The 12,029-nt window shown below is 73.0% G+C and carries 12 protein-coding genes and 1 tRNA gene; 1 reads left to right on the top strand and 12 read right to left on the bottom strand.

Features of this window, described 5'->3' with window-relative positions; genetic code table 11:
- Positions 1–79 precede the first annotated feature (79 nt).
- Positions 80–153 (bottom strand) — tRNA-Pro (locus AC4H2S_RS20860).
- Between the two features lie 181 nt (positions 154–334).
- Here AC4H2S_RS20860 and AC4H2S_RS20855 point away from each other — a divergent pair.
- A complete protein-coding gene (locus AC4H2S_RS20855; RefSeq protein ID WP_491498908.1) occupies positions 335–1,012 on the top strand; it encodes a M23 family metallopeptidase in 678 nt (225 codons plus the stop codon).
- A 28-nt stretch (positions 1,013–1,040) separates the two neighbouring features.
- On the opposite strand, the gene der is transcribed toward AC4H2S_RS20855, so the two are convergent.
- The 11 genes from der to AC4H2S_RS20800 all read right to left on the bottom strand — a co-directional run bounded on the left by der (position 1,041) and on the right by AC4H2S_RS20800 (position 12,016).
- Positions 1,041–2,426 carry a ribosome biogenesis GTPase Der gene (der, locus tag AC4H2S_RS20850; RefSeq protein ID WP_491498907.1) on the bottom strand — a complete coding sequence of 462 codons (1,386 nt, stop codon included), beginning with the start codon at positions 2,424–2,426 and terminating at the stop codon, positions 1,041–1,043.
- A 6-nt stretch (positions 2,427–2,432) separates the two neighbouring features.
- Complete coding sequence (locus AC4H2S_RS20845) at positions 2,433–3,182, bottom strand: lysophospholipid acyltransferase family protein (RefSeq protein WP_491498906.1); 750 nt, start codon at positions 3,180–3,182, stop codon at positions 2,433–2,435.
- Positions 3,179–3,865: a (d)CMP kinase gene (cmk, locus tag AC4H2S_RS20840; RefSeq protein WP_491498905.1), complete on the bottom strand. Its 687-nt coding sequence runs from the start codon at positions 3,863–3,865 to the stop codon at positions 3,179–3,181. Before cmk ends, AC4H2S_RS20845 begins: the two co-directional genes overlap by 4 nt.
- 11 nt (positions 3,866–3,876) lie before the next feature.
- Positions 3,877–4,962 carry a prephenate dehydrogenase gene (locus tag AC4H2S_RS20835; RefSeq protein ID WP_491498904.1) on the bottom strand — a complete coding sequence of 362 codons (1,086 nt, stop codon included), beginning with the start codon at positions 4,960–4,962 and terminating at the stop codon, positions 3,877–3,879.
- The gene (gene aroH, locus AC4H2S_RS20830; protein ID WP_491498903.1) at positions 4,955–5,332 is read right to left on the bottom strand and encodes a chorismate mutase; all 378 of its coding nucleotides are present in this window, start codon (positions 5,330–5,332) and stop codon (positions 4,955–4,957) included. The genes AC4H2S_RS20835 and aroH overlap by 8 nt, the downstream gene beginning before the upstream one ends.
- Positions 5,333–5,357: 25 nt before the next feature.
- Positions 5,358–6,161, bottom strand: a complete 804-nt coding sequence (locus AC4H2S_RS20825; protein WP_491498902.1) for a pseudouridine synthase — start codon at positions 6,159–6,161, stop codon at positions 5,358–5,360.
- Between the two features lie 49 nt (positions 6,162–6,210).
- Positions 6,211–6,972, bottom strand: coding sequence for an SMC-Scp complex subunit ScpB (scpB, locus tag AC4H2S_RS20820; protein ID WP_491498901.1), 762 nt, complete (start codon positions 6,970–6,972; stop codon positions 6,211–6,213).
- On the bottom strand, positions 6,969–7,871 hold the full coding sequence (locus AC4H2S_RS20815; protein ID WP_491498900.1) for a segregation and condensation protein A: 903 nt from the start codon (positions 7,869–7,871) through the stop codon (positions 6,969–6,971). The genes scpB and AC4H2S_RS20815 overlap by 4 nt, the downstream gene beginning before the upstream one ends.
- Positions 7,868–8,233, bottom strand: a complete 366-nt coding sequence (locus tag AC4H2S_RS20810) for a hypothetical protein (protein WP_491498899.1) — start codon at positions 8,231–8,233, stop codon at positions 7,868–7,870. The genes AC4H2S_RS20815 and AC4H2S_RS20810 overlap by 4 nt, the downstream gene beginning before the upstream one ends.
- Positions 8,218–9,123 carry a ParA family protein gene (locus AC4H2S_RS20805; protein ID WP_491498898.1) on the bottom strand — a complete coding sequence of 302 codons (906 nt, stop codon included), beginning with the start codon at positions 9,121–9,123 and terminating at the stop codon, positions 8,218–8,220. Before AC4H2S_RS20805 ends, AC4H2S_RS20810 begins: the two co-directional genes overlap by 16 nt.
- Before the next feature lie 295 nt (positions 9,124–9,418).
- Positions 9,419–12,016 (bottom strand): DEAD/DEAH box helicase, encoded by a 2,598-nt coding sequence (locus AC4H2S_RS20800; protein ID WP_491498897.1) that lies wholly within the window; start codon positions 12,014–12,016, stop codon positions 9,419–9,421.
- Positions 12,017–12,029 lie beyond the last annotated feature (13 nt).

The following is a 12,029-nucleotide window of genomic DNA, read 5'->3' as shown; positions in this document are numbered from 1 at the left end:
ACGAACCCACAAATGAAGAACACCCGAACCTACGTTTCCGTAGGTCCGGGTGTCCGCGATGTCCTGCGACATCACATCGTCGGGCTGACAGGATTTGAACCTGCGACCCCTTGACCCCCAGTCAAGTGCGCTACCAAGCTGCGCCACAGCCCGAGTGCCTCCGGCGCGAAGCCTGCGAAGCGTGGGGAACACTACCGCAGCCCCTCGGCCACCACGGAATCGACCCGCCCGTTCGCGGCACGGCGCCTGGCCCGACTGGGCCATTTGTCGCCGAACCCCCACGCGCGTGCGCCCGGCGCGGTGAGCATGGGCCCTCGACCTGTGGGGGGTTCCGATGCCAGCACTGCCACGCCTCGCCCCGACGATCGCCGCACTCGCGGCGCTCGTCGGGCTGGGCCTCACCGCGCCCGGGGCGTACGCGGCGCCCGAGACAGTCGTCCACCAGGACGGTGAGCACGCGCAGGCGCTCGCCGTGGCCCTAGCCCTGGCCGAGCAGCTCGCCGAGCGCGAGCAGAGCCTGACGGCGCTCAACCGCCGCGCCGACGCGCGCGACCGTGCGCTCATCGGCCGCCGGGCGGTCCTCGCCCGCTACGGCTACGACGGCGATCCGGGCGCCGTGCGGGCCGTGCTCCCGCTCGCGTCGTACGACCTCTCGGCCGGCTTCGGCCTGACCGGACCCCTGTGGGAGGCCGAGCACGGCGGGCAGGACTTCAGCGCGTACGCCGGGGAGCCTGTGGTCGCTGTCGCCGACGGCGTGGTCACCGAGGCGGCGGACGCAGGGCCCTACGGGCTGCGCACGATCCTCACCCTCACCGATGGCACCGAGGTCTGGTACTGCCACCAGAGCGACGCCTCGGTCTCGACCGGCCAGCAGGTCGACGTCGCGGACGTCATCGGCAGCGTCGGCTCGACCGGCAACTCCACCGGACCGCACCTGCACCTGGAGGTGCGTACGCCCGACGGCGCGGTCGATCCGATGGACTGGCTGCGGGCACAGGGCCTCGATCCCTGACCCGCCCGCCGGACGTCGACGCAGGTCGTCAGCGCTTGCGCTTCTCCCGCGGCTTCTGGTTGATCACGATCGGCGTGCCGACGAAGCCGAACTCCTCGCGCAGGCGCCGCTCGACGAACCGCTCGTAGGCGGCGTCGAGCTTGCCGGTCGTGAACAGCACGAACGTCGGCGGCGAGGTCGACGGCTGGGTGGCGAAGAGGATCTTCGGCTGCTTGCCGCTGCGCACCGGGTGCGGGTGCTCGGCGACCAGCCGGCCCAGGAACGTGTTGAGCGCCCCGGTGCCGATCCGCGTCTCCCAGCCCTCCAGGGCCTTGTCGATCGCCGGCACCAGCCGGTCGACGTGCCATCCGGTGCGGGCGGTGAAGTTGATGCGCGGCGCCCACCGCACCTGCACCAGGTCGCGCTCGATCTCGCGCTCGAGGTAGTGGCGACGCTCCTCGTCGACGAGGTCCCACTTGTTGAACGCGATGACCATCGCCCGGCCGGCGTCGCGGATCGTCTGGATGATGCGCATGTCCTGCTCGGACACCGTCTGGCTGGCGTCGAGGACCAGCACCGCCACCTCGGCGCGGTCGATGGCGGTCGTGGTGCGCAGGGAGGCGTAGTACTCGTGGCCGGATGCCTGGTTGACGCGCTTGCGGATGCCGGCGGTGTCGATGAACCGCCAGGTCCGGTCGCCGAGGGTGATCAGCTCGTCGACCGGGTCGACGGTCGTGCCGGCGACGTTGTCGACGACGACGCGGTCCTCCTTGGCGAGCATGTTGAGCAGGGAGGACTTGCCGACGTTGGGCTTGCCGACGATCGCGATGCGGCGGGGGCCGCCGACCTCGTCGAAGACCTCCTTCGGCGTCTCGGGGAGCGCCGCGAGGATCGCGTCGAGCATCTCGCCCGAGCCGCGCCCGTGGAGCGCGGAGACCGGGAAGGGCTCGCCCAGGCCGAGGTTCCACAGGCCGTAGGCCTCGGCCTCGGTGCGCTGGTCGTCGACCTTGTTGGCGGCGAGCACGACCGGCTTGCCGGACTTGCGCAGGATCCGCACGACCGCCTCGTCGGCGTCGGTGATGCCGACGCCGGCGTCGACGACGAAGAGGACCGCGTCGGCCAGCGTCACCGCCACCTCGGCCTGGCCGGCGATGCGCTCGGCGAGACCGCGGGCGTCGGGGTCCCAGCCGCCGGTGTCGACGACGGTGAACGCGCGCCCGGCCCAGTGGGCGTCGTAGGAGACGCGGTCGCGGGTCACGCCCGGGCGGTCCTCCACGACGGCCTCGCGGCGCCCGATGATGCGGTTGACCAGGGTGGACTTGCCCACGTTGGGTCGCCCGACGACGGCCAGGACGGGGGTCGGGCCGGTGGCGTCGGTCCCGGGGACGGACCCCGGGGTCGACGCGGACGCGAGGTCGGCGTCGTACTCAGTCATGGGTGATCACAGCTCTCTGGGTGGCTCGACGAGCCCGGTGTCGGGGTCGTCCTCGGATTGTCCCGCAGGAAGGGGCCCGGGCAAGGATCGGCGCGTGTCGGCGAGCGCCCTGGCCAGCTCGGACAGCATGTGCCCCCTGAGCAACACCGAGGTGGCCGTCACCTGTTCCCGGGTGCGGGGCCACGGCTGCTGTGTCGTGTGCCACGCCCGGCCGAACACGATGTCGATGGTGTCGCCGCGCCCGGGGAGCGCGTTGGCGCCGCCGCCCGGCGGCCTGGTGCCGATCATCGTCACCGGGACGACCGGGGCGCCGGTGACGAGGGCCAGGTAGGCGGCGCCGTGGTGGAAGCGGTGCAGCTCGCCGTCGCCGCGGGTGCCCTCGGGGAAGATGCCGGCCACTCCCCCGTCGCGCACCACCCTCAGGCAGGAGCGGATCGCGCCCGGGTCGGCGTGGAACCGGTCGAGCGGGATCTGGCCGGAGGCGCGCAGGAAGCGCCCGAGCCGCCCCGCGAACATCTCGCGCTTGGTCAGGGCGTGGACGGGGCGCGGCGAGAAGATGGCGAGCAGCGGCCCGTCGATGATCCCGACGTGGTTGGCGGCCAGGATCACGCCGCCCGTCGCGGGGACCCGGTCGGCGTGGTGCACGGTGACCGCCCACCGCGCCCGCACCAGCCGCGACGCGACGGGACGCAGCCGCTGCAGCACCCGGGTCGGGGGGTGCTCCTCGGCGCTCGCCGGCAGGTCCGCGCGGGTCACGCCGGTCGGGCCTCCGCGGCCAGGGCGACGATGCGGTCGATGACCTCGGCGAGCGTGAGGTGGGTGCTGTCGATGTGCACGGCACCGTCGGCCACGGTGAGCGGCGCGGTGGCGCGACCGGAGTCGATGCGGTCGCGCTCGAGGAGCGACTGCTGGGTGCTGGCGACGTCGCTGCCGCCCTGCTCGGCGGCGCGACGCCTGGCCCGCGCGTCGGGGTCGGCGCTGAGGTAGACCTTGACCTCGGCCTGCGGCCAGACGACCGAGCCGATGTCGCGTCCCTCGACCACGATGCCGCCCGTGCCGATGACCTCGCGCTGGAGCTCGAGCAGGCGGGCACGGACCTCCGGCACGACGCTGACCGGGCTGACCGCAGCCGTCACGTCCTCGCCGCGGATCTCGACGGAGACGTCGGTGCCGTCGACGGTGATGGTCGGGGCGAGCGGGTCGGTGCCGGACTCGATGGTCGGACGACCCGCGGCTGCCGCGACAGCCGCCTGGTCGCGTACGTCGACGCCCTCGCGCAGCAGCCACCACGTCATCGCGCGGAACATGGCGCCGGTGTCGAGGTAGCGCAGGCCGAGACGCTCGGCCACGCCGCGGGACGTGCTCGACTTCCCCGATCCGGAGGTGCCGTCGACGGCGATGACGAGGGACCCGGACGTAACGGTGCTGGCGCGGCTCACGGGCGAGAAGGTTACCGGTGGGTCGTCCACCCGCGGGATTCGAGAGCCGCCTGCAGCCGCTCGGCGCTGCCGCGCTCGACGACGAGCTCGGTGAGGCCGACCGGCCGGGCCGGGTCGTGGTCGATGCGGACGTCCTCGATGTTGACGCCGATCTCGCCGGCGTCGCCGAAGAGCCGGGCCAGCTCGCCCGGGTGGTCGGGGACCGCCACGAACACCGAGCGGGTCGGCCGCGCCGGGCCGCCGTGCTTGCCGGGGATCGCGGCCGTGCCGGCGTTGCCGCGGGTGAGGATGTCGACGAGGGCGTCGTCGGCGTCCGAGGCGACCGCCGCCATCAGCGCGTCGAGGTCGGCGCGGACCTCGGCGAGGAGGTCGAGGACCGCCGCGGAGTTGGCCTCGAGGATCTGCTGCCACAGCGTCGGGTCGCTGGCGGCGACCCGGGTGACGTCGCGCACCCCCTGGCCCGACAGGGCGAGGTGCTCGGCGGGGGCCGCGGCCAGCCGCCCGGCGACCAGCACTGCGGCGAGGTGGGGCAGGTGGGAGATCCGGGCGACCGCGCGGTCGTGCTCGACCGGATCCATCACCAGCGGGGCGGCGCCGCACTCGAGCACCAGCGCCTCGACGAGCGCCACCGCCTCGGGCCGCGCGTGGGGGTGCGGCGTGACGGCCCAGGGGCGGCCGTCGAAGAGGGCGGCGCTCGCGGCGAGCGGGCCGGAGCGCTCGCTGCCGGCCATCGGGTGGGAGCCGACGTAGCGGCCCAGCTCGGCGGGGCCCACGCGGGCGGTGACGGCCTCGAGCGGTGCCGCCTTCACGCTGCCCACGTCGGTGACCACGGCGTCGGTGCGCGCCAGCGCCTCGACGATGGCATCGCCGACCAGGGCCGGCGGCACGGCCACCACGACCAGCTGCGGCCGGTCGGCGGCGGTCGCCGCGCGTCCCGCGCCGAGGCCGTGGGCCGTGCGGAGGTGCTCCTCGGAGGTGTCGCGCAGCACCACCTCGATCCCGAGCCGGCTGCACACGAGCGCGATCGACGTGCCGATGAGCCCGGCGCCGACGACCTCGACCGGCCCGGTGAGGGCCGGCAGGTCGCCGTCAGCCATGGCTGGTGGTCCGCGCCAGGTCGCGACGCAGGCCCGCCGCACCGTGGAGGTAGGCGTGGGTGATGTCGGCGCGCGGAAGGTCGGTCTCGACGTGCGCCATCAGGCGTACGACCCGCGGCATCGAGCCCTCGATCTCCAGCTCACGGGCGCAGACCAGCGGGACGTCGGAGAAGCCGAGCTGTCGTGCGGCATAGGCCGGGAACTCGCTGGTGAGGTCGCTGGTCGCGGTGAAGATGATCGAGATGAAGTCGTCGACCTCGAGGCCGTTGGCCTCCATCACGTCGGTGACCAGCTCGGCCACCCTGTCCAGCATGTGCTCGCGGGTGTCCTCCTCGAGCTGGGTTGCTCCACGTACTGCTCTCACTGCCACGCGGCGAGCCTAGCCGCGTCCGGGGTCAGAGCTGCGCGCTGTCCATCAGCTCGCCCAGCTCGGCCACCGTGAGCTCGCGCATCGCCCCCGGCCTCAGCCGCGTCAGGGTGAGCGGGCCGATCTGGGTGCGGGTGAGCCGGCGCACCGGGTGGCCCAGGTGGGCGAGCAGGCGCCGCACGATGCGGTTGCGGCCCTCGTGGATGGTGAGCTCGACGATCGAGCGGTTGCTGCCCTCGCGACGCGGGTCGCCGCCGAGCACCCGCGCGTGGGTGACGGTGACCGGGCCGTCGTCGAGGCTCACCCCGGCGAGCAGCTCGCGGATCGTGCGCACGTGCACCTCGCCGTCGACCTCCGCGACGTAGGTCTTGTCGACCTGGTGGGACGGGTGGGCCAGGAGCTGGGCGAAGTCGCCGTCGTTGGTGAGGATGATCAGGCCCTCCGTGTCGGTGTCGAGGCGCCCGACGTGGAAGAGCCGCTCGGGGCGGTCGGCCACGAGGTCGCCGAGCGTCGGCCGGCCCTCGGGGTCGGACATCGTCGACACGACGCCGCGGGGCTTGTTGAGCACCAGGTAGACCTTGTCGCTGATCGGCGGCAGCCGCTTGCCGTCGACGCGGATCACCGCCGTGCGGGGGTCGACCTTCGTGCCGAGGCGGGTGACCACCTCGCCGTCCACCTCGACGAGGCCGTCGAGCATCAGCTCCTCGCACTTGCGCCGGCTGGCCACCCCGGACTGCGCGAGCAGCTTCTGCAGCCGGATCAGGCCGTCCTCGTCGGTCTCGGGGCGCTGCGAGGCGGGCTGGTCGTTGTCGGGGGCGTCGTGCGGCTTCATGCGGGGTCCTGGCGCGAGCGGTGGGAGTGCGGGTGGGGTCGGGCGGTGGTCATGAGACCTCCGTCCCGCCGTCGGGCTCGGTGCCCGACCCGGAGTGGGGCGAGGGGTGCGTGGCCGGCGCGGCGGCCGGCTCCGGCTCGGGGGACGGCTCGGGGGACGGCTCGGGCGGGGCGTCGAGGCCGGCGACGCTGGCCAGCTCGTCCTCCAGGTCGTCCATGTCGGGCAGGTAGGGGGCCAGCTCGGGCAGCTCGTCGAGCGAGGTGATGCCGATGCGCTCGAGGAAGTAGGAGGTGGTGCGGTAGAGGTTGGCGCCGCTCTGGTCGTCCTGCCCGGCCTCCTCCACCAGCCCGCGGGTCAGGAGGGTGCGCATCACGCCGTCGACGTTGACACCGCGGATCGCCGAGACCCGCGCCCGCGACACCGGCTGCTTGTAGGCGACCACCGACAGCGTCTCCAGCGCGGCCCGGGTCAGCCGCGCCTGCTGTCCCTCCAGGACGAACGACTCGACGACGCCGGCGAAGTCTGCGCGCGAGTAGAAGCGCCACCCGCCGGCCACCGACCGCAGCTCGAAGCCGCGGCCCTGCTCGTCGTACTCGCGGGCCAGGGCGCCGAGGGCGGACTCGACCTCCTCGACGGGGTGCCCCACCACAGAGGCGAGCCGCACCGTGCCGAGCGGCTCGTCGGAGACCATCAGGATCGCCTCGAGGGCGGGACGCAGCTCGGCGACGGGGACGGCGAGGGTGTCGACGTCGACGTCCTGGTCGACGGACTCCCCCGCCTCGGCCGGTGTGCTGTCGGGCTGCTCGCTCACTCGTCCTCCTCGGGGCCACCGGCGGGAGCCGGCAGCGGTACATCATCGTCGTCCGGCGGGGCGCCGTCGAACTCGTCGTGGATCTCGACGTCGCCGTCCTCCGCGCCGGTCCAGCGCACCGTCAGCTCCCCGAGCGGCGTGACCTGGTCGAACGACACCGCCCCCTCGCGGAACAGCTCGAGCAGCGACAGGAAGCGCGCCACCGTCGTCAGCCGGTCCGGGGAGTCACCACACAGGGCACGGAACGTCATCGTGCCGCCGCGACGCAGCCGGTCGACGACGAGCTGGGCCTGCTCGCGCACGCTGACCTTCGCGGCGTGGATGTGCTGCAGCGACACCTCGAGCACCGGCTTGGGCTCCATCGCCCTCGCCGCGAGCCGGGCGAACTCCTCCAGCCCGATGCCGATCAGCACCTCCGGCAGCAGGGTGGCGAAGCGCTCCTCCAGCCCCACGGCGCGCGGGTGCCGGCGCGACTCCGAGGCCAGCCGGTCCTCCATGACCGAGGCCACCTGCTTGAACGCGCGGTACTGCATGAGGCGGGCGAAGAGCAGGTCGCGCGCCTCGAGCAGCGCGAGGTCCTCCTCGTCCTCCACGTCGCCCTGCGGCAGCAGCCGGGCCGCCTTGAGGTCGAGCAGCGTGGCGGCGACCACCAGGAACGACGTGGTCTGCTCGAGGTCCCACCGGTCGCCGAGGGTCTTGACGTGGGCGATGAACTCGTCGGTCACCTGCGAGAGCGCGACCTCGGTGATGTCGAGCTTGTGCTTGGCGATCAGCCCGAGCAGCAGGTCGAAGGGTCCCTCGAAGTTGTCCAGGCGAACGGCGAACGCCGGGGCCTCGCTGCCCGGCTCGAGCGAGTCGGCGGGCGCGACGCCCGGGGCAGCGGGGCGGGCGGCGCTCACTCGGCCAGCAGCCGCTGCACCAGCGCGCTGTCGGTGCCCTGGGCCTCGAGGTCGGCGAGCACCAGCGCCAGCGCCTCGCGGACCAGACGGCCACGGTCGACGGCGAGGCCGTGCTCGCGGCGGAGCGTGAGCCGGGCGTGCTCGATGTCGAGGAGCTCGTCGGAGGTGACGTAGACCGTCATCTTCTCGTCGTGGCGCACCCGGCCGCTGGGCTTGCGCGGCCCGGCGGGCTCGGGCTCGGCCTCGTCGGCGACGGCGCGCACGCGCCGGGGGCGGGTGTCCGTGGCCTCGGGGGCGTCGACGGGGTCTGCGGTCGGCCGGAACAGGTCGTCCGCGGCCGGCATGCTCACTCGGCGGGCCACCGGGTCAGCACCTCCTTCGCCAGCTGCCGGTAGGCGTCGGCGCCGGTCGAGGACGACGCGTAGGAGGTGATGGGCTCCCCGGCGACGGTGGCGTCGGAGAACTTCACGGTGCGGCGGATGACGGTGTGGAAGACCTTGTCGCCCCAGGCCGAGACCAGGCGCTCCATCACCTCACGGCTGTGGAGCGTGCGCCCGTCGAACATGGTGCCGAGCACCCCCTCGATCTCCAGCTTGGGGTTGAGCCGCTCGCGCACCTTGTCGATCGTGGTCTTGAGCAGCGCCACGCCACGGAGCGCGAAGTACTCGCACTCCAGGGGCACGATGACGCCGTCGGAGGCGGTGAGAGCGTTGACCGTGAGCAGCCCGAGCGAGGGCTGGCAGTCGATGAGGATGACGTCGTAGTGCGCGAGCGCCGGGGCGAGCACGCGCTGCAGGGTCTGCTCGCGCGCGACCTCGTGCACCAGCTGCACCTCGGCCGCCGACAGGTCGATGTTGGACGGCAGCAGGTCCATGCCCTCGATGCCGGAGGGCACGACGACCTCGTCGAGCGACACCTCGCGGTCCATCAGCAGGTTGTAGATGGTGAAGTCCATCTCGTGCGGGTTGAGGCCCAGGCCCACCGACAGCGAGCCCTGCGGGTCGAAGTCGACGAGCAGCACCCGGCGCCCGAGCTCGGCCAGGGACGCGCCGAGGTTGATCGTGGTGGTGGTCTTGCCGACCCCGCCCTTCTGGTTGCACATCGAGACGACGCGGGCGCCGCCGTGCTCGGTCAGGGGCGCCGGCTCGGGGAAGACCGGCATGGGGCGACCGGTGGGCCCGAGCGGCACCTCCGCCTGCAGGGTCGCGGTGGGCGACTCGATCGGGCGCTCGAAGGGGATCGGCTGGGTCACGGGCTGCTCGTCTCGCGGGGTCGGGCCTGGCTGGGCTGTCTGGTGCGGCACCGGCGTTCGCACGAAGGGCGGCATCTGCGGGGCACTGCTGCCCGTGTCGTGACCGGGGAATCCCGCACCGCTCATGTCTGCTCCTCGTGCGTCGTCGTGGCTGGGTCGTGGATCGGGCCTGCACCTCGATTGGACCACGCCGCACGCCCGCGACTTTGTCGACACGTCGACAGTTCCCGCACCAGTTCCGGACCGGTCCGGGGCCTGCACCGCGCGGGACTCTACGCGCCCCGCGGGGTGGTGCTCACAGCCGCCTCATCGCGACCGTCGCGATCACCAGCTCGCCGGCGCTGTCGGTGGCGTCGCAGTCGACCCTCGCCTCGATCACCCAGTCGTGGTGCCCCTCGGGGTCGTGGATCGTCTGGCGCACGTCGCGGACACGGGCCGTGGTGTCCTCCTCGGCGCCGACGGGCTCGCCCGTGCGCTCCTCCCCCACGACCAGCAGGTCCGGGCCGCGCGCGTCGCCGTCGGTGAGGACGCGATCGTGCTCGACGTAGTAGTCCTCCAGCGCGGCGTCCCACGCCGAGCGGCCGACGAGCACCTCGCGCGGTGGGTCGGTGCGGTCGGCGGCGGCGCGCTCGAGGCGTACGAGGCCGTCGAGGTCGTCACGGGAGACCGCGTCCACCCGGGCCCACATCGCGTTGCGCACCATCACCCGGAACGGCCGCTCCTGGCGCGAGAGGGGACGCGGCGGGGGCGGCGGCTCGTGGTGAGCCACGGTCGAGGAGGCGTGGTCGGGGTCGGCCAGCGCCTCCCACTCGTCGAGCAGCGAGGAGTCGGTCTGCCGCACGGTCTCGCCCAGCCACTCGATGATGTCCTCCACCTCGGGGGCACGGTGCGACTCGGGCACGGTCTGCCGCAGCGTCCGGTAGGCGTCGGTGAGGTAGCGCAGCACGAGGCCCTCGGAGCGGGCGAGCTGGTAGCGACCGACGAAGTCGGTGAACCCCATCCCCTGCTCCCACATCTCCCGGACGATCGACTTGGGACCGAGGGCGTCGTCCGGCAGCCACGGATGGGTCTGCCGGTAGGTCTCGTAGAGGGCCTCGAGCAGCTCGCGCAGCGGCTGGGGCCACGTGATCTCCTCCAGCAGCGCCATCCGCTCGTCGTACTCGATGCCGTCGGCCTTCATCTCCCCGATCGCCTCGCCGCGCGCGGCGTGCTGCTGGGCCATCAGGATCTGCCGCGGCGCCTCGAGGACCGCCTCGACCACCGACACCACGTCGAGGCCGTAGGTCTCGGACTCGGGGTCGAGCACGTCGAAGGCGGCCAGCGCGAAGTGGGCGAGCGGCTGGTTGAGCGCGAAGTCGTCGGGGAGGTCGACGGTGAGCACGTAGCGCCGGCCGTGCTCGTCGGGCTCGTCGAGGCGGGTGACGATCCCGGTGCGCACGAGCGAGCGCGACAGGCGCAGGGCCCGGCGGGCCAGGCGCAGCTGCCCGCGACGGTCCTCGTGGTTGTCGGTGAGCAGCCGGCGGAGCACCGCGAACGCGTCCTCCTCGCGGGTCAGGACGTTGATCAGCATCGAGTTGTCGACCTTCATCCGGCTGGTCAGCCGCTCCGGCACCCCGGCCACCAGCTTGTCGAAGGTCTGCTCGGTCCACACCACCGTGCCCTCGGGCGGCTTCTTGAGCTGGGCCTTCGACTTCTTCTTGCCGGCGGCGACCCGCGCGGCGGCCTTGGCCTTGGCCTGCTCGTTCTCGATGACGTGCTCGGGAGCCTGGACGACGACGTGGCCGGCGGTGTCGTAGCCCGCCCGACCGGCCCGGCCGGCGATCTGCAGGAACTCGCGCGTGCGGAGAACCCGCTGCCGGTTGCCGTCGAACTTCGCCAGGCCGGTGAACAGCACGGTGCGGATCGGCACGTTGATCCCGACGCCGAGGGTGTCGGTGCCGCAGATGACGCGTAGGAGGCCGGCCTGGGCGAGCGTCTCCACCAGCCGGCGGTACTTCGGCAGCATGCCGGCGTGGTGCACCCCGATGCCGTTGCGCACCATCCGCGAGAGCGTCTTGCCGAAGCCGGCGCCGAACCGGAAGGCGCCGATGCGCTCGGCGATGGCGTCCTTGTCGACCTTCTTCGGCGGTCGCCGGAGCAGGTTGGTGGCGTGCTCCACGGCCGCCGCCTGCGTGAAGTGGACGACGTAGACCGGGTCCTGGCCCGTGACGACGAGCTCCTCGAGCGTGTCGTCGAGCGGCTCGGTCGACCACCGGAAGCTCAGCGGGACCGGGCGCTCGGCGTCGTCGACGACCGCGGTGTCACGCCCGGTGCGGCGCTCGAGGTCCTCGACGAAGAACGACACGTCGCCCAGCGTCGCCGACATCAGCAGGAACTGTGCGTCGACCAGCTCGAGCAGCGGCACCTGCCACGCCCAGCCCCGGTCGTGCTCGGAGTAGAAGTGGAACTCGTCCATCACCACCAGGCCGACGTCGGCCGAGCGTCCCTCGCGCAGCGCGATGTTGGCCAGCACCTCCGCGGTGCAGCAGATGATGGGAGCGTCGGGGTTGACGGCGGCGTCGCCGGTCAGCATCCCCACGTTGTCGGCGCCGAAGACCTCGATGAGCGCGAAGAACTTCTCGCTGACGAGCGCCTTGATCGGCGCGGTGTAGAAGCTCACCTCGTCGCGCGCGAGCGCCGCCAGGTGGGCGCCGATCGCCACCAGCGACTTCCCCGACCCCGTCGGGGTCGCGAGGATGACGTGGTTGCCGTCGAGGACCTCGATGACCGCCTCGTCCTGGTGGGGATAGAGCTCCAGCCCACGGTCGGCGACCCAGCCGGTGAAGGCGTCGTAGACCGTGTCCGGGTCGGCGCCCGTGGGGACCCGGGTGTCGAGGCGCACTGGGTCCGGCATGTCTCGATCCAAC

It is taken from the genome of Nocardioides sp. Z13_37 (assembly GCF_058355585.1).
The sequence above is the reverse complement of the archived record's forward strand: the minus strand, read 5'-3'. Positions and strand labels throughout refer to the sequence as shown.

Excerpts from the sequence above, each read along its gene's own strand:
- AC4H2S_RS20825 (WP_491498902.1), bottom strand. The coding sequence starts at position 6,161 with ATGAAGCCGCACGACGCCCCCGACAACGACCAGCCCGCCTCGCAGCGC.
- der (WP_491498907.1), bottom strand. The coding sequence starts at position 2,426 with ATGACTGAGTACGACGCCGACCTCGCGTCCGCGTCGACCCCGGGGTCC.
- AC4H2S_RS20835 (WP_491498904.1), bottom strand. The coding sequence starts at position 4,962 with ATGGCTGACGGCGACCTGCCGGCCCTCACCGGGCCGGTCGAGGTCGTC.
- AC4H2S_RS20855 (WP_491498908.1), top strand. The coding sequence starts at position 335 with ATGCCAGCACTGCCACGCCTCGCCCCGACGATCGCCGCACTCGCGGCG.
- AC4H2S_RS20800 (WP_491498897.1), bottom strand. The coding sequence starts at position 12,016 with ATGCCGGACCCAGTGCGCCTCGACACCCGGGTCCCCACGGGCGCCGAC.